Below are 18,609 nucleotides of genomic sequence, written 5' to 3' on the forward strand. Positions count from 1 at the left end.
CAGCCGTCGGGAAAAATCAGAGAATTCGAAAGAACCCTTTGTTCAGATCGAGTTTTAAAGCGGTTTGGTTAATGTGCTTTTAAGGCCCGATCCCTTTCACGTTAGAACGTGAAGAGCTACCGGTAAAGTTGTATTGTTGGATTATTTTTCTCCCTTCGGGAGTCGAAACAGTCTCAACTCTGGCGTCGAAGAACCGCATAAAAGAACCCATCTCCGCCCTCGAGAGGGCTCAACAAGCGCTGTTTTTCAAGGAAAAACTCTAAATTTCGCGCAAGGAAGGCCGCGATTTGTCCGGCGTTTTCCATCTCAAAAAGAGAACAGGTCGCATAGGCGAGGCATCCACCGGGACGCACCAAAGTCGCAACCTCATCAAGAATATCGGATTGGATCGCGCCCAGATGGGAGAGCCGCGTGGGCGTCAGCGCCCATTTGCCTTGCGGACTACGGGAAAAGGCGCCCGACCCGGAACAGGGCACATCGCAGAGCACCAGATCGTAGTTTGAGGCAAGCTCAGATTTGCGCGCCGTGGTGATCTTAAGCCCTGCACGCCCGGCCCGCGCCGCGATGTCCTGCATCCTCGCCGGATCGACGTCGTGTGCGGTCAGAGTGAGCTTGGCCTGCGCGCCCATGGCGAGAGATTTTCCGCCCCCGCCCGCGCAATAATCCAGAACCGACATGCCGTCTTCGAGCGGCAGCGCGTCGATGATCGCCTGAGAGCCTGCGTCCTGAAGCTCGACAAGGCCTGTCAGGTAAGCCTGTGAGCGGGCCACGGCACGGGCACCCTTGGTCACTTTCAGCGCAGTTTCCGAGAGCGGATGCGGCACCGCCTCAATGTCATCATTGGCCAAATGCTCCAACGCATGGCCCAGCGTCGATTTCGCGGCATTGACCCGCAAGAACACATCAGAGCGCTGACGCATCCCCGCCAGCACCTCTTCCATCTTCTCACCAAGCGTCTCTTTGTAAAGCGGCAAAAGCCAGTCCGGGCAATCGAGACGCACACCCACAGGCGCATCCTCCAGCGCAGGGGCCGCCGCGCGTTCATCGTCGGTCAAGGGACGCGGCGCAAAGCGGTCCTCACAAAACAACGTGTCGGGATCGGTGCCCGCAGCGCGCAGAGCGCCGATCATCACCTGACGCGCGGAAGGCCGTCCCTGCCCGGCACCGCCCAACCAGCCATAAGACCGCAGGCACCGGATCGCATCGAAGACCAGATCGCGGATCGCGGCTCGGTCTTTCGAGCCCGCAAAGCGATGCCCGCGCGCCCAGGTGGTCAAAACGCGTTCGGCATTCTCGCCGATCAGCACATCGTCGAGAATCTCTATGGCGGCGGAAAGGCGAGCAGCGGGTGTCATGTGTTCAGCAAAAACAGGGTCTGTTGCAAAAAGCAACGGCGACCGGAGGCCGCCGTCGTTGTTTCATCCAAACGGGTCGGCTCAGCCGATCCGGTAGTTCGGGCTTTCGCGGGTGATCTGCACATCGTGAACGTGAGATTCCTTGAGCCCTGCGCCAGTGATCTTGGTAAACTGGCAGTTCGTGTTCATCTCGGCAACGGTGGCGCAGCCGGTATAGCCCATAGCGGCGCGCAAGCCCCCGACCATCTGGTGCAGCACAGTGCCGACCGGGCCTTTGTAGGGGACCTGACCCTCGATGCCCTCGGGCACGAGTTTGTCGGAGGCTGCATCTTTTTGGAAATAGCGATCCGCCGAGCCGCGCGCCATGGCGCCCAAGGAGCCCATGCCACGGTAGGATTTGAACGACCGGCCCTGATAGAGGATCACTTCACCCGGGCTCTCATCCGTGCCAGCGATCATCGAACCGACCATGGCGACAGAGGCGCCCGCCGCGATGGCTTTCGCGAAGTCGCCGGAGAATTTGATACCGCCATCCGCGATGATCGGCACATCGCCCGCGGCTTTCGAGCAATCCATGATCGCGGTCAACTGCGGCACGCCAACGCCTGCGACCATGCGGGTGGTGCAGATCGAGCCCGGGCCGATGCCGACCTTGACCGCATCCGCACCTGCGCCGATCAGCGCCTTGGTGGCCTCGCCTGTGGCAACGTTGCCAGCGATAATCTGGACGTTGTCGCCGAACTCTTTCTTGGCGCGCGCCACGGCGTCCACAACGCCTTGAGAATGGCCATGCGCCGTGTCGATGACGATGATATCGACGCCCGCGTCCACCAAAGCGGCGGAGCGTTCAAAGCCCGCGTCACCCACGGAGGTCGCAGCGGCCACGCGCAGACGACCGAGGCTGTCTTTACAGGCGGAGGGGTTCAACACCGCTTGTTCGGTGTCTTTGAGCGTCAACAGACCGGTCAGATGGCCTTTGGCATCCGTCACGAGCAGTTTCTCGATCCGGCGGGCTTTCATCAGAGAAATCGCCTCGTCGCGATCTGCGGGCTCTTGCAGGATGGCCAAGTCATTCGAGGTCATCACCTGAGACACAGGCGTGTCGTCGGAGGTCGCAAAGCGCATGTCACGGTTGGTGACGATGCCGACCACACGGCGGGCCTCGTCAATCACCGGGAAGCCGGTGAAATTATATTGTGCACAAAGCGCCTTAGCGTCCGCGATGGTCTGGTTCGCAGTGAGGGTCACCGGGTTGTAGACGATGCCACTCTCAAAGCGTTTGACACGGCGGACCTCGATGGATTGCTTTTCCACGTCGAGGTTCTTGTGGATCACACCCACGCCACCGGCCTGCGCCATGGCGATCGCCATGCGGGCCTCGGTCACAGTGTCCATCGCAGAGGACATCAGAGGGATGTTGAGCTGAATGGCCTTCGTCACAAAGGTCTTGGTGTCCGCCGTTGACGGCAGCACGGAAGATGCAGCCGGAACAAGCAATACGTCATCGAAGGTAAGCGCCTCGCGAATCTCCATCGGGTCTCTCCATGGGGGATACGGTTTGGCACGTCCCTATTGCATGGATGTCCCACAATGGAAAGGGCGTTTTGTGGGTTTCATCGAGATGTCACGCAAGATTTAGGGCCGCGCTCTTAGGAGAGGTGGCCCTATTTTGAGTATTTTTGCCAAGAAGAAAGCTCAAACCGTCGCGGCATTGGTGGATTTGGCCAGTTTGCCGCGGGTCCAGAGCTGCATGATTTTCACGGCAATATAGGTGATCACCAGCGTTGCGGCGACGAGTTCTAGTCCACCGATGAGGCGAAACGGCATCGGTTGCAGCGTGGCGGCCGCGAACATCAGATTGGCGAAGGCCGCGAGTGGAAAGGTGAAAGCGCCCCAGAGCGCGGAGAAGTCGCCCTTTGTCAGGTAGCGGATCCCGGCGAGATAGACGATCAGCGCGGTCACCCCGACCCAGGCGAAGGCCACCGCAAGCGTCGTATAGCCCAAAAGCGTGGCGACGATGCCGAAAAGCGCCACAGGAGCGACATGGATCGCCAAAAGCGGACGCAGCGGCGGCGGCACATCGGCGCGGGCGAATTGCATCGCGGAAATGATCCAGACGGCGGCTGCAATCGGCAGGGTCGTTGTGAAGATGATCTGCGACAAGCCGGTCCAGCCCAGCGGGACAGCCGCCAGAGGGGCGATGATGAAGCCGACGAAAGACAGATGCCACACCGGGGTGACGCGGCGCTGTTCGGCAGGACCGCGCATCATCCCGACAATAATCGCGAAGGCAACAAAGGCATGGCCGACGAGGGCGAGAGTCAGCACGGCTTTTGCAAAGACAACGCTATAGGGCACCATGGTGGCGGCGAAGAGAAAGCCCGAGGCAGTCATGGCGGAGAGACCAGCGCGGCCCGGCAGGATTTTGACATCCTCGAAGATGACCCCAAAACGGCGGGCCATTTTGGCCAGATAGGCCACGACCGCAAAAATGTAGAGCAAGGAGACAGCGCCCAAGATCATTTCCCCGATCCAGTTGGGCGCAGACGGCAAGAGGTTCCCCGCCTGACGCCACGCGAGCCCCATCCCCAAAAGCCCCAAGATCGGCGGAAAGATCGCCGGCGGCGTGGCGCGCCAGAGGCCTTGCGGCGGCGCGTTGAAGGGTTTGGGCATGATGCGGGGCGGTGTTTGTGACATTCTCAAGGGCCTTTCGCGCTCATATTGCGTCGCTTGAATATCATTCGTGACGCATTCATAAAAGACATTCTAGCACCCTGCCCCGCGCCGCAATGTCGCGTCAGTGGGAAACCTAGCCAGCCTGTCGATCTTCGCTTAATCTGGTGTCACTGGTTCAAGAGTTTTCCGGAGATATTTCGTATGGCTGCCGCCACTAAACAAAGGCTTCTCGCCGTTTTAATCGATGCCGACAATGTTTCTGCCAAACATGCAGAAGCCATCTTCGAAGAAATCGCTGCATTCGGCGAAGCCAGTGTACGCCGCATTTACGGTGATTTCAGTGGCGGCGCGATACAAGGGTGGACAAAAGACAAACTCGCCGAACACGCAATTATTCCACGGCAACAATTTGCGAACACCACGAAAAAGAACGCCTCTGACATCGCCTTGGTTATTGATGCAATGGACCTGCTGCACACGGGCCGATTTAACGGGTTTGTCCTGATTTCTTCCGACAGTGATTTCACGAGCCTCGCGAGTCGCGTCCGCGAGCAAGGTATGGATGCAATCGGCATGGGACTCCAAAAAACGCCCGTGTCTTTCCGCAATGCCTGTAACCGCTTCATCTATCTCGAAAACTTAGAGAACGATGAGAAAGCTCCCAAGATCAGTCCGGATAAGAAGAATGTAACTGCGCCGGCAACGAAAAAGAAACTTCCCAGCCCCAAAAAACTTATCGAAACTGCAATGGACGCAATTGATCAAGAAGACGATTGGTATCTTATCCAACAGGTCCACGAGAAACTGCGCTCAGCCAGACCCGACTTTGACCCAAGGAGTTATGGGCACAAGAAAATGGTTTCCTTGGTCGATCACCTGAATGGGTTTGAAACGAAACGCAATCAGAACAACCAGCCGATCATGCGTAAAACCGGGTGAGCGCCGGATGCAGCGGCCCCACCCGAAGGCGGTTTCCATCTAACGCGGATGCGTTCAATTTAGTCCTTCGGCCGCATCGATAGCCCATCGGCGAAGAGGTGCACTTTTTCCGGCGGGGCGGAGAGTTTTACCGTCTGGCCTTTGAGCCCCGCGTGGATACCCGGCAGCTTGGCGATCAAGGGCTCTTGGCCACGTTCGGCCACGAAATAGAGCAACGTCACCTCACCCAGCGCCTCGACCACATCCACCACGCCATCGACAATGGCCTCGCCCTCGGCCAGATGCATGTCCTCAGGGCGCACGCCAATGTTGACGCGGCGGCCCATGTCGGAGGGCTGCGTCGGAATCTCGGAGGTCGCAATGCCTTCGCCGTCGAGTTTGACCTTGGTTACCGCTCCCGTTTCGATGATCTCTCCGGGGATCAGGTTCATCGAGGGCGAGCCGATAAATTGCGCCACGAATTCATTGTCGGGCTTTTCATAGAGATCGAGCGGGCTTCCGACCTGCGCGATGCCTTTGTTCGCCAGCACCACGATGCGGTCAGCCAAGGTCATCGCCTCCACCTGATCGTGGGTCACATAGATCATCGTGCTGTCAGGCATGCTCTCTTTAAGCTGCGCGATCTCGAGACGGGTGGCGACGCGGAGCGCGGCGTCGAGGTTCGAGAGCGGCTCATCGAAAAGATAGACCTTCGGGTCGCGCACGATGGCGCGACCGATGGCGACGCGCTGGCGTTGACCGCCTGACAGCGCCTTAGGCAAACGATCGAGATAGTCTTCGAGTTGCAAGATATGGGCGGCGCGCATCACCCCCTCTTTGATCTCTTCCTTCGACTTCTTGGCCAGTTTCAGGGAGAAGGCCATGTTGTCATAGACCGTCATATGCGGGTAGAGCGCGTAAGACTGGAACACCATCGCGATGCCACGCTGGGCGGGCGGCACGTCGTTGACCAGAACGCCGTCGATCTCGAGCGTGCCGCCGGAGATTTTCTCAAGCCCCGCGATCATCCTCAGGAGCGTGGACTTGCCACAGCCGGACGGGCCGACAAAGACGATCAGCTCGCCCGTCGCGATGTCGAGATTGATGTCCTTGAGGACTTCGACCTTGCCGCCATAAACCTTGGCGACATTCTCCAGTTTCAGATCAGCCATCGCCGTCTCCCCTCCCTAAACCTCAGACCTTATACCGCAGCATGATCGCGGGCTGCCACGGGCCCAGATGCAGCTTGCCGTCTTCCATCGGCGAGGCAGAGTTCAATTCGCTGCCGACCTGATGCCAATTGCCCTTCGGCGCCTCAAGGCTCGTCGGTTGATCGGACAGGTTGAACGCACAGAACAGCTCTTCCTCGTCATTCTTGCGCGTAAAGACCAGACACGGCCCGTTGACGTGCATATCCTCCATCGTTCCCGTCATCAGCGCCTTATGCGCATGGCGGAAAGCAATCGCGCGGCGATAATGATGCAGGATCGCGCCCGGGTCATATTCCGACTGCGCGACGGCCAGCGGGTAGTGATCCGCGCTCACCGGCAACCAGGTCTGGCCTGCACTGGAAAAGCCGCCGTGATGCTGGGAGCGTTCCCAGACCATCGGTGTGCGGCAGCCATCGCGGCCTTTGAAATCCGGCCAAAACTGAATGCCGTAGGGGTCCTGCAGATCTTCGAACTTCAGCTCCGCTTCCGGCAGACCAAGCTCTTCGCCCTGATAAATACAGGTCGAGCCGCGCAGACACATCATCAGCGTCGTGAAGGCTCGCGCGCCCTGCGGGTCCAGGTGCCAGCGCGACATATGCCGCACCACATCGTGGTTCGAATAGGCCCAACAGGCCCAGCCATCTGCGGCCACCTCGGCCACCTTGTCCATCACGCCCTTGATGTACTCGGGCGTCGGCGTATCCCCTGACAAAAGGTCAAAGGCGTAGCACATGTGCATGAGATCATCGCCCGCGGTGTATTCGCCGAGGATTTCGAGATCGCGTTGGTCATCGCCCACCTCGCCCACGGCTGCGGCGTTGAACGGCTCCATCACGGCGCGCAGCTTGCGCAGGAACTCTAGGTTCTCAGGCCGGGATTTGTCATAGACGTGGTTTTGCCAAGTGTAAGGGTTCACCGCCGGGGCCGTCTTGGCCTGACGCTCTTCGGGGGCCAAGGGCGGGTTATCACGCAGCTCGGCATCATGGGTGTAAAAGTTGATCGTGTCCAAACGGAAACCGTCCACGCCACGGTGTAGCCAGAACTCGGCCACATCGAGCAGCGCCTTTTGCACTTCAGGTTCGTGGAAGTTCAGATCGGGCTGCGAGGTCAGGAAGTTGTGCAGGTAATATTGCAGCCGCCCCGCATCCCATTGCCAAGCCGAGCCGCCAAAGATCGACAGCCAGTTGTTGGGCGGCGTGCCATCCGGTTTCGCATCGGCCCAGACATACCAGTTGGATTTCGGATTGCTCTTGTCCTGACGGCTCTCGACAAACCACGGGTGCTGGTCGGAGGTATGGCTGAGCACCAGATCGATCAATACTTTGACGCCATATTGATGCGCTGTGTCGATCACCGCGTCGAAATCCGCGAGAGAGCCGAACATCGGGTCGACATCGCAATAATCCGCAACGTCATAGCCGAAATCCTTCATCGGCGAGGTGAAGAAGGGCGAAATCCAGATCGCGTCCACACCGAGAGAGGCGATATAGGGCAACCGCTGAACGATACCCAAAAGATCGCCGATCCCGTCGCCGTTGCTGTCCTGATAGGAGCGCGGATAGATCTGATAGATGACAGCGCCACGCCACCAGTCTTTTTCACGGGTGAAATGCGCAGGGGAGGAGGAAGTTGCGGTCATAGGATCACTCATTTTGGTTATTTAACGGAACCGGCCAGAAGGCCGCGAACCAGATATTTCTGCATGAAGAAGAACACCGTCAGCGGCACGGCGATGGACACGAAAGCGGCGGTCGCGAGGATTTCCCAATTGCCGCCTCGGGTGCCCAGAAGTTCGACGATCTGCCGCGTCATCACGGTGGTTTCTCCTGAACTGTCGATCAGGAAAACGAGCGCCACGAGCAAATCGTTCCACGTCCAGAGGAATTGGAAGATCGCAAAAGACGCCAGCGCCGGGAAGGACAGCGGCAGGATGATTTTGGTGAAAATCTGGAAATCCGTGGCCCCGTCCACACGGGCGTTCTCGATGATGTCTTTCGGCAGGCCGACCATGTAGTTGCGCAAGAGATAGATCGCGAGCGGCAGACCGAACCCGGTATGCGCCGCCCAGACGCCCAGATAGCCCTTGGAATTGATCGTGTCGCCGGGTTCAAAACCGAACATCCGGCCAAGAGCACCCACTTCGGCAAAGCGGCGCGCGTTGTCCTCCATCGGCGTGCCAACAAGGGCAATAAACCATTCGACGACAGCGCCATGGAAGCTCAACAGCGGAATGAGCGCCAGTTGCAGCGGCACCACGAGAAGGCCGACGATCACGGCAATCAAGAATGCCCGCCCCCGGAAATCCATCCAAGCCAAAGCATAGGCCGCGAAGGCCGCGATCAGGATCGGAATGACGGTCGCCGGGATGGTGACGGTCAACGTGTTGATGAACGCCTTGCCCATCTTGTCGGTGGCCTGCCCGTCGACCAGAACCGTGCGGTAGTTGTCGAGGGTGAAGGACGGAGGTGTGATCGCGGTCAGGAACACGCGCTCGCCGCGGCGGCCCGAAAATTCAGTCGAATTCACAAGGCGATAGTCACCGTTGACCGCAACAGTCAACTGGCCGTCCTCGCCCATATCGGCGGTGTCGCCAGGGGCGTAGGCGGCAATATCGCGAGACGAAATGCCCCAAGCGGAAATCTCACCCGCCGCCCCGCCCTCTTCGGCGAAAAGATTGCCTTCGATGACGTAATTGCCGTCGATCTGCTGCTGCGTCTCAGGGCTTGCGGTGCGGATCATCGTGTTCTGTTCCTGCGGGAACATCGCTTTCCACCAGCCGGAACTGGAGATTTGATCCGCCGTGCGAAACGACGAGACGAACAGCCCGACAGTCGGGAAGAGCCACAGGATGACGAGCAAAGCGACCGAAATATGCGTTGCCCAAACGAGAGCGGGTTTCTTACCGGCGATATTGTCCATAATCCCCTCCCCTCACTTCATCTCTTTGCGGGCGTTGTAGACGTTCCACACCAGAATGGGCGTCACCAGGAGCATAATCACCATCGCCGCCGCAGAGCCGACACCCCAGTCGCGGGCGCGGAACAGTTGGTCGTACATGTAATTCGCCAGCACCTGCGTCTCCCATTGTCCGTTGGTCATCGCAAAGACAATGTCGAAGACCTTGAGCACCACGATGGTGATCGTGGTCCAGACGACAACGATGGTGCCCATGATCTGCGGCACTTTGATGCGAAAGAAGATCTGGAACGGGTTGGCGCCATCCACGATGGCGGCCTCGATGGTCTCTTCAGGTACGCCCCTGAGCGCCGCTGAAAGGATCACCATAGCAAAGCCGGTCTGAATCCAGATCAGCACCACCATGAGGAAAAAGTTGTTCCAGAACGGAATGGTCAGCCAATTCATCGGCTGATCGCCCCCCAGCGCCAGATAGATCGCGTTCAAAATACCGATCTGCTCCGTGCCCAAGGGTCGCGCGTCATAGACCAGTTTCCAGATCACAGCAGCACCGACGAAAGAGATCGCCATCGGCATGAAAATCAAAGATTTGGCAATCGAGCCCCAGCGGATGCGGTCGGTCAGCTGCGCCACCAAAAGCCCGAAAGCGGTGGACATCGCAGGCACCACCAAAAGCCAGAAGGCATTGTTGCGCATCGCCTCCCAGAATTTCGGATCACCGGACATTTTACGGTAATTCTCAAGCCCCACATAGGCCCCGCCGAGATCGCGGTCGGTGAGAGACAGCCGCAGCGTCTCGACCACCGGATAGGCCAGATAAAGCCCCAAGGCCAAAAGCCCCGGAAGGAGAAACAGCCAAGGTCGGACCAGATTGGCGCGGTTGATATTGCGCCCGGCATTCTGCCCCCGCGCGGGGAAGATCACCTTGTCGAGGATGATGTTGGAAAAATAGAAATAACCGATACAGGCCCCCACGCCGATGGCGATGGTCAAAAGCCCCTGAAGTGCCGGATGCATATCTTCTCCCCTTCTCACAGGACCGCGCCACAGGCATGACACAGGTCCGTTCGTGCGCCGGTTTGCCCCTTTTCGAGGTCTGAGCGCGTCACAGCGCCTCCCGCTGAGGCTGCGACATCTCCGGGCCCCTCACATTTCCAGACGGGCCCGGAGTGTTTTCAAATCAAACGCTTACTTGAGAGCGTCCCAGGAATCCTGGATCGACTTGGCAACATCCGCAGCAGGTTCGCCGCCCGCGTAATCGACCATGCCGGTCCAGAAGGAGCCAGCGCCCACGCCACCCGGCATCAGGTCGGAGGCGTCAAAGCGGAAGGTGGTCGCGCCGAGAAGAATGTCATTCATTTTCTTCAGCGTCGGGTCGGAGAAGACAGAGGTGTCCACCGCCTTATAGGGCGTCAGGAAGCCTTTCTGTTTCATCCACGCCTCATGCGCATCGGTGGTTTTCAGGAATTCCATGAACTGATGCGCTTCGGGGCTGTCGTTGGTGATCGCCCAAAGCGTGCCTGCACCCAGCACCGGCTGGCCGAGATCTTTGCTCTCATAGGCCGGGAAGTAGAAGAAATCCGCATCCTCGCCCAACATCGTGTCCTCGGGGAAGAAGGCCGGAATGAAGGAGGCCATGTGATGCATGTAGCATTGCGGCGGCGAGGCAAAGAGGCCTTTCGGGCTGTCGCGGAAATCTGTCGAGGCCACGGAACCGGACCCGCCGGAGACATAGGCGTCATTGCGGGCAAACCACCCGAATTCCTCGATGGCTTCGATCACGCGCGGATCGTCGAATTTCACCTCATTGGTGACCCAGCCGTCATAGACGTCCGGTGTCTGCGTGCGCAGCATCAAATCTTCGACCCAGTCGGTCGCGGGCCAGCCGGTCGCCGCCCCCGATCCCAGACCGATGCACCAAGGCGTCTCGCCGTCTGCGACGATCTGATCGGTCAGCACCTTGAGCTCTTCCATGGTTTCGGGGATCTCATAGCCCGCGTCCTCGAAATTCTCCGGCACATACCAAACCAGAGATTTCACGTCGATTTTATAGGGAAACGCATAGAGGTGATCAGCGCCATCCTTACCCGTGTACGTCCCCAAAGCGGTCCAGCTTTCGCCCGCCGCGTAATTCTCTTTCAACCATTCATCCGTCCCCTCGCTCAGCGGCGTGAGGAACCCACGGCGCGCCATATCGGCGGCGAGACCGGGCTGCGGGAAAACGGCGATGTTGGGCGCGGAGCCCGCTTCGGCATCAATCACAATCTGCTGTTCAAAACTGTCGGACCCGACATAGGCGACATCAAGGCCGCTCTGTTCTTCGAAAACCGCCAAAACCTGTTCGACCATCTCTTGGTCGGCGCCGATCCACGGACCGGCAATCGTCAAATCCTGTGCCTGCGCGGCACCCGCAACCAAAGCGAGCGTGGCGGCACCGGAATAAAGTGTCTTTTTCATGTAAACCTCCCAGTTTTCATACCCGGACATGGGCAGTTCGACCCTAGCGCTATCAGATGGGAAATCAAATGGTTCCCCCGAACTCAAAGCGCTTTGGCATCTCTCCAAGCCTTGCCGAAGCGAACCTGGGAGTCAATGACCGTGATCAAGCATCAAGTGAACTCAGCATGCAAAACCTCTGCAATTGAAGCGAAGCGACCTGACGTCAGAGCCACAGATCCCCCAGCCAGCACGGCCAGAGCGAAGAGACTTTACCGCGACCCTAAGCCGCGGTTAGCATAGGGAAATCCTGTGCACGCTGTGCACGAATAAAAAGGCCCAAGATGAACCTGAAAGAGCTGTCCACCCTGCTCGGCCTGTCCCAGACCACCGTGTCGCGGGCCTTAAATGGTTACCCCGAAGTCTCCGAGGTGACCCGTGACAAGGTGATGAAGGCCGCCAAGCTGCACAATTACAGCCCCAATACCCGCGCCCGAGGATTGGCCACCGGACGCAATCATGCGGTGGGCCATGTGATCCCGCTGTCGACCGAACATGAGGTGGTGAACCCCGTGTTCACCGATTTCATCGCCGGCGCCTCGGAAATTTATTCGCGCGAAAATTACGACATGATCCTGTCGATCGTGCCCGACAGCACGGAAGCCGACGCCTATCGCAAAATCGCCGCCAAAGGTTCGGTCGATGGCGTCATCGTGCATGGCCCCAAAGCCAATGATCCCCGCATCGCCCTGTTGCGCGAGATCGGCATGCCCTTTGTCGTGCATGGCCGTTCAGGGATTGCTGAGGAAAGCGAATATTCGTGGGTCGATATGAACAACACCCGTGCCTTCGAGCGCGCCACCGAGTTTCTGATTGACCTAGGGCATCGCCGCATTGGGCTTTTGAACGGGTTGGAGACGATGGATTTCGCCCTGAAACGCCGCGAAGGCTACCGCGCGGCGCTGGCGTCTGCGGCGCTCAAAGAGCACAAAGACCTTTGCTACTCTTCTGAAATGACAGAGGAATACGGGTTCACTGCGACCATGGAAATGCTCGCACTCAACCAACCTCCGACCGCGATCCTAGCCTCTTCAATCATTGTCGGGTTTGGTGTGCGTCGTGCGCTCGACACCTCCGGCCTCAAGATTGGCAAGGATGTGTCACTGATCGTGCATGACGATGATTTGTCCTATCTGCGCAACGGCTCGAACGAGCCGATTTACACAGCGACCCGCTCGTCTGTGCGCATGGCCGGACGAATTTGCGCTGAGATTTTGATGGAACAAATCTCCGATCCCAACCGGCCCCTGCGCCACGTGCTTTTGGATGCGGAATTGATCATCGGCCACACCACCGGACCGGCGCCGAAGGACTAAGTCCCACGCCGCAGCCGCTTCGATATTTTCCGAAGATTTTTTTGTGACACCACAAAACCAAAGCGCTTTGGGGTTGCTTCAAGCGCAGGTTAGAGGCTAAGTGAAGGACAAACGCGGGGCGTTGCAGGGCACTATCCGCCCAGAAAAGTTAGCGCTACCCACGCCAATTTCAGCCGCCGCGCAAGACCCCAAGTCCAAGGAGGCCCCATGACATCCAGCTCCCCGCTCGCTCGATCTGCCCTGACCCGCAAAGACTTCCCGAACGGCTTTCTCTTTGGTGCCGCCACCGCCGCTTATCAGGTCGAAGGCCATAAATTCGGCGGCGCGGGCCCGACGCATTGGGACACTTTCGCCGCCACGCCGGGCAACGTGCTACGCGCAGAGGACGGCGCATTGGCCTGCGATCAATATCATCGATACGGCGCGGACATGGACCTGTTGAAAGACGGCGGCTTTGACGCTTATCGCTTTTCCACCAGCTGGGCGCGGGTGATCCCGGAGGGGCGCGGTGCCGTGAACCGCGAGGGGCTTGATTATTACGATCGTCTCACCGACGCCATTCTGGAACGCGGGCTGGAGCCACATCTGACGCTCTACCATTGGGAAATGCCCGCGGCTCTGACCGATCTGGGCGGCTGGACCAACCCGGATGTGCACCTGTGGTTTGGCGATTTCGTCGAGGTGATTGACGATAAGATCGGCGACCGCATGGCCTCGGTTGCGACCATCAATGAACCTTGGTGCGTCTCTTATCTTTCCCATTTCCTGGGTCATCACGCCCCAGGCCGCCGCGACATCCGCGCCGCCGCCCGGTCCATGCACCATGTGCTCAAAGCGCATGGCGAGGCGATCGCCCGCCTGCGCGACCGAGGCCGCAAGAACCTTGGTATTGTGATCAATTTCGAACACACTCAGCCCGCAAGCGACGATCCGAATGACATCCAAGCCGCCGCCACGCAGGACGCCACCAACAATCGCTGGTTCATTGAGGCCATCGCCAAGGGGCACTATCCGCAGGAAGCGCTCGCGGGCCTTGAGCCGCATCTGCCGAAAGGCTGGCAAGACGATATGGCCGCTATTTCCCAGCCCATCGACTGGCTCGGCGTGAACTACTACTTCCGCCAACTCGTCGCCCATGACGGCTCCTCGCCCTGGCCCCACACGAAGCCAGCGCAGGGCCATCTGGCCACCACGCAAATGGGCTGGGAGATTTGCCCCGAAGGCCTGCGCGCGCTTTTGGTCAACCTCAAGGACCGCTATGTCGGCGATTTGCCGATCATGGTGACGGAAAACGGCATGGCCTGGGACGATCATGTGAAAAACGGCGTGGTGCACGACCCGGAACGCTGCGCCTATATCACCGATCACATGGGTGCGATGCATCAGGCCATTGCGGAGGGCGTGAACCTGAAAGGCTTTTTCTACTGGTCGCTTTTAGACAACTATGAATGGGCTTTCGGCTACGAACGCCGCTTTGGCATGGTGCATGTGGATTTTGAAACATTGCAGCGCACCCCCAAAGCCTCGTATCACATGTTGAAAGACCTGATTAAACGGAGCTGAAAATGCCCAAACATCCCGCCGACACCCTCACCCTTCTGGCCGACATCGGCGGGACCAACACCCGCGTGGCGCTGGCAGATGGGGTGACACTGTTGCCCGACACAATCCGGCGCTATTCCAACCGCAAATTCCCGGGTCTTGAGACCGTGCTCCGGCAATATATCGCGGAAGAAGGCGATGTGGATTGCAAAGGCGCCTGTGTCGCCGTGGCAGGACCTGTGCGCGATGGTGTCGGTACCATGACCAATCTCGACTGGACCATCGACAAGGACACGCTGCGCCGCGCCACTCAGGCCGAACATGTGGCAATCCTCAACGATCTTCAGGCCCAGGGGCACGCTTTGGGCCTTGTCAACGAAGACAACATTCGCTCGATCATCACCGCGCCCGAGGCCTCGCCGCAGGCCGTGCGTCTCGTGGTTGGCATTGGCACTGGATTTAACGCGGCACCCGTGTTCGAGACCGGAATGGGCCGACTTGTCGCACCGTCGGAATGTGGCCACGCAAACCTTCCGATCCGCAATGAACATGAGCTGGCGCTCTGTAAATTCGTTGAAACCGCACATGGTTTCCCTGCAGTCGAAGATGTGCTTTCGGGCCGTGGCCTTGAGCGCGTTTACCTGTTTCTGGGTACCGAAGAAGGCGACGCGCATGAGAAATCCGCCGCCGAAATCATGGCCTCCGTCGAGAGCGGCGACGATCAGCGTGCGATCGCCGCGGCCCAGCTCTTCGTCAAGATTCTCGGCACCGTCGTCGGCAACCTGTCACTGGTGCAACTGCCCTTTGGCGGCGTCTATCTGGTCGGCGGCGTGGCGCGTCATATAGCGCCCTACCTCGATCGTTTCGGCTTTGACGAGGCTTTCCGCGACAAGGGCCGTTTTGCCGGTTTCATGAAGAATTTTTCGGTGTCGGTGATCGAGGACGACTACGCGGCGCTGACTGGATGCGCCTCTCACATGCATCACATGTATCCATAAGACTTTCTAGAACCAAAACAAAGACGCCTCCGCCACCTCGGCGGGGGCGTTTTCTTTTGCCTCGAACAAAATTTGATCGACGTAACCTCGTTTTAACTCCCTGCCCCTTACACAGAGTCCAAGAGAACGCAGATGTAAGGGAAAATTGAGATGCCTCACCCCTGCCGACATTCCGGAGTGCCGACATGACAACACATGTGCAACTCCACGACCGGCTCGATTATCACTCCGTGGCGCCCCTCATGGAAGAATTGAAAACCATCACCGACGACGAGCTGGTGATTGATGCGGCCAACGTGCGCCATCTTGGCGCGCTGCCGCTGCAAGTGATCCTCGCGACCGCGAAACAACGGGCCGCACAGGGCAAACACACCCGCTTGGCAAATGCCTCCGATGGTTGCGTCGATATCCTGAGCCTCTTTGGCTTTTCTCCTGAAACCCTGACCCAAACGGAGGCTTGGACATGAGCCTGGAAGTTCTTGCTGTCGATGACAGCCGCACCATGCGCGATATGCTCAATCTCGCTCTTTCCTCTGCCGGCTTCACCGCCCATCTCGCCGAAGATGGCGTACACGGTCTTGAAGTTCTCGAAGACATCCACCCCGACGTCATCATCACCGACATCAACATGCCGCGCATGGATGGGTTCGGCTTTATCGACGCCGTGCGCGCGGAGGCGAAATGGAGCCGCATCCCCATTCTCGTGTTGACCACCGAAAGCGCAGATGAGCTCAAGGCCAAGGCCCGCGCCGCAGGCGCAACCGGCTGGATCGTGAAGCCGTTCGACCCGGCCAAACTCGTAAAGGCCCTGCAAATGGTGGCTGGTTAAGAGGTTCCCTATGTCCGATCCGATGGCAGAAATCCGCGCCTCCTTTTTCATCGAATGCGAGGAACTCCTGGAAAGCCTCCAGGATGGCCTTCAGCTCATGGATGATGGCGACACAGACCCGGAAACGATCAACATCGTGTTCCGCGCCGTGCACTCGATCAAAGGCGGCGCCGGCGCCTTCGGCCTGGATGATCTGGTCCGTTTTGCGCATCGGTTCGAAACCGCCATGGACGAGGTCCGTGCCGGTCGTTTCCATCCCGATGGCGAGGCCATTCGCCTGTTCTTTGCCTGTGCCGACATTCTGGGCGATCTCGTCCGTGCCGCACGTGATGACGATCAGGTTGATGACGCTGTGACAGGTCCGGTCCTCGAAAAACTCGACAAACTTGTGGGCCTCGAAGAGGAAGAGGAGGAAGTCCTCGACTTCACGCCCGCAACACTATCGCTGGATTTTGGCGACGGCCTGCTGGACCTGCCGGATCTCCCCGACCTGAGTGCCCTGCCTGCCGCGGCCTCTTCCGTGGAGGGGCTGCCGTCTCTGGACCTGCCCGCCGACATGCCTGCTCTTACTGCAGAGGCCTTGGCGGAAACCACGACCAAAGGCTTCACGGTCCATTTCAAGCCAGAAAATGCGCTTTATGCGTCGGGCAATGAACCGCTCTATCTGTTCCGCGCCCTCCGCGACATCGGCGATATTTCCGTCACCTGCCACTGTGGCGACCTGCCAAACCTCAATCAGCTCGATCCGGACACCGGTCACCTGTCCTGGGATGTGACGGTTCACACCGAAGAATCCGAACAATCCGTGCGCGAAGTTTTTGAATTCGTCGATGGCCTCTGTGTGCTCGAGATCAAACCTCTCACCGGAACCGCTGCCATGATCGCTCCTGCATCGGCTCCCGTCGTAGAGAAAGTCGTCGAGAAAGCTGTCGAAACCGCAGCCCCAGAAGCAGCACCGATTGCATCCCCTCAAAAGCCCCCAGTGTCGATCAAAATGGTCACCGCACCCGCGCCAACCCCTAAGCCAGCACCCGTTGCAAAGCTCCCAGTGGACTCTGATGACGACACGCTGGACGAAGCTCCCAAAGACGAAAAGAGCGGGTCTTTCGCTCCGATCAAAGCCACCGGCACGCCGACGCAGCCTAGGGCAACGGTGCGCGTCGATCTGGAACGGATCGACCGCCTTGTGAACCTCGTCGGCGAGTTGGTCATCAATCAAGCAATGCTGAGCCAATCGGTCACGGAAGCCGGCCTGCCGCCCAATTCTCCAGTTTCGACAGGACTCGAAGAATTCCTCCAACTGACCCGCGACATCCAGGAATCGGTGATGATGATCCGCGCTCAGCCGATCAAGTCGCTGTTCCAGCGCATGGGCCGGATCGTTCGGGAATCTTCTGCCTCCGTCGGCAAGGATGTGCGCCTCTATACGGATGGTGAAAACACCGAAGTTGATAAAACCGTGATTGAAAGGCTCGCCGATCCGCTCACCCATATGATCCGCAACGCCGTCGACCACGGCCTGGAAAGCACCGAAAAACGCCTTGAAAGAGGCAAGAGCCGCGAGGGCCATGTCACTTTGACAGCCCAACACCGTTCCGGCCGCATCGTCATCGAGGTGAGCGACGATGGCGCAGGCATCAATCGTGAACGTGTCAAGCAGAAGGCCATCGAGAAGGAACTGATCCCGGCCGACGCACAACTGAGTGACAGCGAAATCGACAACCTTTTGTTCCTGCCAGGTTTTTCGACGGCAGCTGAAATTTCCAACCTGTCCGGTCGTGGCGTTGGCATGGATGTGGTCAAAAGCTCGATACAGGCTCTTGGCGGTCGCATCAGCATCACCTCACATGAGGGCGAAGGCACGACGTTTTCGATATCCCTCCCCCTCACCCTCGCCGTCCTGGACGGGATGGTGGTCCGTGTGGCGGACGAAACGCTCGTTGTGCCGCTCAATGCCATCCTCGAGACCCTGACCTTGACGGAGACCGATCTGAAAGCTCTAGGGCCCGAAACACATGTCGTTCAGATCCGCGGTGGCTTCGTCCCTCTGCTCGATCTTGGGGCAGAGCTTGGCTACCGCAAGCCACAAGACAGCTATGTCGGCGGCATCGTGCTCTTGATCGGCCAAGAGGACGGAAACCGGGCCGCGCTTGCTGTCGATGCGATTGAAGATCAACGCCAAGTCGTCATCAAAGGCCTGGAAGGCAGCTATGGGCGCATCCCCGGCATCGCGGCGGCCACCATTCTAGGCGACGGACAAATCGCTCTAATTCTCGATCCGACCGATCTGGTGGGTCAGGCTTCCGGGCGTACACGGGTCCGTCAGCCACAACACGCACTCGTAGGATAAAA

Annotated in this window: 15 protein-coding genes; 7 read left to right on the forward strand and 8 right to left on the reverse strand. The window is 58.8% G+C overall.

The features are described 5' to 3' along the window. Nucleotides 1-173 precede the first annotated feature (173 nt). The 3 genes from J5Y17_RS07330 to J5Y17_RS07340 form a co-directional block, all read right to left on the reverse strand. The gene (locus J5Y17_RS07330; protein ID WP_219784588.1) at nt 174-1,355 is read right to left on the reverse strand and encodes an RsmB/NOP family class I SAM-dependent RNA methyltransferase; all 1,182 of its coding nucleotides are present in this window, start codon (nt 1,353-1,355) and stop codon (nt 174-176) included. 81 nt (nt 1,356-1,436) lie between these two features. Beyond that, complete coding sequence (guaB, locus tag J5Y17_RS07335; RefSeq protein WP_219784589.1) at nt 1,437-2,888, reverse strand: IMP dehydrogenase; 1,452 nt, start codon at nt 2,886-2,888, stop codon at nt 1,437-1,439. A 162-nt stretch (nt 2,889-3,050) separates the two neighbouring features. After that, nucleotides 3,051-4,052: a tellurium resistance protein gene (locus J5Y17_RS07340; protein ID WP_219784590.1), complete on the reverse strand. Its 1,002-nt coding sequence runs from the start codon at nt 4,050-4,052 to the stop codon at nt 3,051-3,053. A 180-nt stretch (nt 4,053-4,232) separates the two neighbouring features. Here J5Y17_RS07340 and J5Y17_RS07345 point away from each other — a divergent pair, with 180 nt between their 5' ends. Continuing rightward, the gene (locus tag J5Y17_RS07345) at nt 4,233-4,970 is read left to right on the forward strand and encodes an NYN domain-containing protein (protein WP_219784591.1); all 738 of its coding nucleotides are present in this window, start codon (nt 4,233-4,235) and stop codon (nt 4,968-4,970) included. 59 nt (nt 4,971-5,029) lie between these two features. On the opposite strand, the gene J5Y17_RS07350 is transcribed toward J5Y17_RS07345, so the two are convergent. The 5 genes from J5Y17_RS07350 to J5Y17_RS07370 all read right to left on the reverse strand — a co-directional run bounded on the left by J5Y17_RS07350 (nt 5,030) and on the right by J5Y17_RS07370 (nt 11,533). Further along, nucleotides 5,030-6,121, reverse strand: a complete 1,092-nt coding sequence (locus J5Y17_RS07350) for an ABC transporter ATP-binding protein (protein ID WP_219784592.1) — start codon at nt 6,119-6,121, stop codon at nt 5,030-5,032. A 22-nt stretch (nt 6,122-6,143) separates the two neighbouring features. Further along, a complete protein-coding gene (locus J5Y17_RS07355) occupies nt 6,144-7,799 on the reverse strand; it encodes an alpha-glucosidase (protein WP_219784593.1) in 1,656 nt (551 codons plus the stop codon). Nucleotides 7,800-7,816: 17 nt separating this feature from the next. Continuing rightward, nucleotides 7,817-9,079 carry a carbohydrate ABC transporter permease gene (locus tag J5Y17_RS07360; RefSeq protein ID WP_219784594.1) on the reverse strand — a complete coding sequence of 421 codons (1,263 nt, stop codon included), beginning with the start codon at nt 9,077-9,079 and terminating at the stop codon, nt 7,817-7,819. Nucleotides 9,080-9,091: 12 nt separating this feature from the next. Then, nucleotides 9,092-10,093 (reverse strand): carbohydrate ABC transporter permease, encoded by a 1,002-nt coding sequence (locus J5Y17_RS07365; RefSeq protein ID WP_219784595.1) that lies wholly within the window; start codon nt 10,091-10,093, stop codon nt 9,092-9,094. A 171-nt stretch (nt 10,094-10,264) separates the two neighbouring features. After that, nucleotides 10,265-11,533, reverse strand: a complete 1,269-nt coding sequence (locus tag J5Y17_RS07370; RefSeq protein WP_219784596.1) for an ABC transporter substrate-binding protein — start codon at nt 11,531-11,533, stop codon at nt 10,265-10,267. Between the two features lie 323 nt (nt 11,534-11,856). On the opposite strand from J5Y17_RS07370, the gene J5Y17_RS07375 reads away from it, so the two are divergent. The 6 genes from J5Y17_RS07375 (at nt 11,857) to J5Y17_RS07400 (ending at nt 18,607) form a co-directional block, all read left to right on the forward strand. After that, nucleotides 11,857-12,888 (forward strand): substrate-binding domain-containing protein, encoded by a 1,032-nt coding sequence (locus tag J5Y17_RS07375; RefSeq protein WP_219784597.1) that lies wholly within the window; start codon nt 11,857-11,859, stop codon nt 12,886-12,888. Nucleotides 12,889-13,095: 207 nt separating this feature from the next. Further along, on the forward strand, nt 13,096-14,451 hold the full coding sequence (locus J5Y17_RS07380; protein ID WP_219784598.1) for a GH1 family beta-glucosidase: 1,356 nt from the start codon (nt 13,096-13,098) through the stop codon (nt 14,449-14,451). Nucleotides 14,452-14,453: 2 nt separating this feature from the next. Beyond that, nucleotides 14,454-15,428, forward strand: a complete 975-nt coding sequence (locus J5Y17_RS07385; RefSeq protein WP_219784599.1) for a glucokinase — start codon at nt 14,454-14,456, stop codon at nt 15,426-15,428. Between the two features lie 185 nt (nt 15,429-15,613). After that, complete coding sequence (locus J5Y17_RS07390; RefSeq protein ID WP_219784600.1) at nt 15,614-15,895, forward strand: STAS domain-containing protein; 282 nt, start codon at nt 15,614-15,616, stop codon at nt 15,893-15,895. Then, nucleotides 15,892-16,257 carry a response regulator gene (locus J5Y17_RS07395; protein ID WP_219784601.1) on the forward strand — a complete coding sequence of 122 codons (366 nt, stop codon included), beginning with the start codon at nt 15,892-15,894 and terminating at the stop codon, nt 16,255-16,257. Before J5Y17_RS07390 ends, J5Y17_RS07395 begins: the two co-directional genes overlap by 4 nt. 10 nt (nt 16,258-16,267) lie before the next feature. Next, nucleotides 16,268-18,607: a chemotaxis protein CheA gene (locus J5Y17_RS07400; RefSeq protein ID WP_219784602.1), complete on the forward strand. Its 2,340-nt coding sequence runs from the start codon at nt 16,268-16,270 to the stop codon at nt 18,605-18,607. Nucleotides 18,608-18,609 lie beyond the last annotated feature (2 nt).

Source organism: Celeribacter sp. PS-C1 (assembly GCF_019429625.1).
Lineage (GTDB): Bacteria > Pseudomonadota > Alphaproteobacteria > Rhodobacterales > Rhodobacteraceae > Celeribacter.

Coding starts and splice junctions, on each gene's coding strand:
- J5Y17_RS07385 (WP_219784599.1), top strand. CDS start 14,454: ATGCCCAAACATCCCGCCGACACCCTCACCCTTCTGGCCGACATCGGC.
- J5Y17_RS07355 (WP_219784593.1), bottom strand. CDS start 7,799: ATGACCGCAACTTCCTCCTCCCCTGCGCATTTCACCCGTGAAAAAGAC.
- J5Y17_RS07400 (WP_219784602.1), top strand. CDS start 16,268: ATGTCCGATCCGATGGCAGAAATCCGCGCCTCCTTTTTCATCGAATGC.
- J5Y17_RS07330 (WP_219784588.1), bottom strand. CDS start 1,355: ATGACACCCGCTGCTCGCCTTTCCGCCGCCATAGAGATTCTCGACGAT.
- guaB (WP_219784589.1), bottom strand. CDS start 2,888: ATGGAGATTCGCGAGGCGCTTACCTTCGATGACGTATTGCTTGTTCCG.
- J5Y17_RS07350 (WP_219784592.1), bottom strand. CDS start 6,121: ATGGCTGATCTGAAACTGGAGAATGTCGCCAAGGTTTATGGCGGCAAG.
- J5Y17_RS07340 (WP_219784590.1), bottom strand. CDS start 4,052: ATGTCACAAACACCGCCCCGCATCATGCCCAAACCCTTCAACGCGCCG.
- J5Y17_RS07380 (WP_219784598.1), top strand. CDS start 13,096: ATGACATCCAGCTCCCCGCTCGCTCGATCTGCCCTGACCCGCAAAGAC.
- J5Y17_RS07360 (WP_219784594.1), bottom strand. CDS start 9,079: ATGGACAATATCGCCGGTAAGAAACCCGCTCTCGTTTGGGCAACGCAT.
- J5Y17_RS07345 (WP_219784591.1), top strand. CDS start 4,233: ATGGCTGCCGCCACTAAACAAAGGCTTCTCGCCGTTTTAATCGATGCC.
- J5Y17_RS07370 (WP_219784596.1), bottom strand. CDS start 11,533: ATGAAAAAGACACTTTATTCCGGTGCCGCCACGCTCGCTTTGGTTGCG.
- J5Y17_RS07365 (WP_219784595.1), bottom strand. CDS start 10,093: ATGCATCCGGCACTTCAGGGGCTTTTGACCATCGCCATCGGCGTGGGG.
- J5Y17_RS07375 (WP_219784597.1), top strand. CDS start 11,857: ATGAACCTGAAAGAGCTGTCCACCCTGCTCGGCCTGTCCCAGACCACC.
- J5Y17_RS07395 (WP_219784601.1), top strand. CDS start 15,892: ATGAGCCTGGAAGTTCTTGCTGTCGATGACAGCCGCACCATGCGCGAT.
- J5Y17_RS07390 (WP_219784600.1), top strand. CDS start 15,614: ATGACAACACATGTGCAACTCCACGACCGGCTCGATTATCACTCCGTG.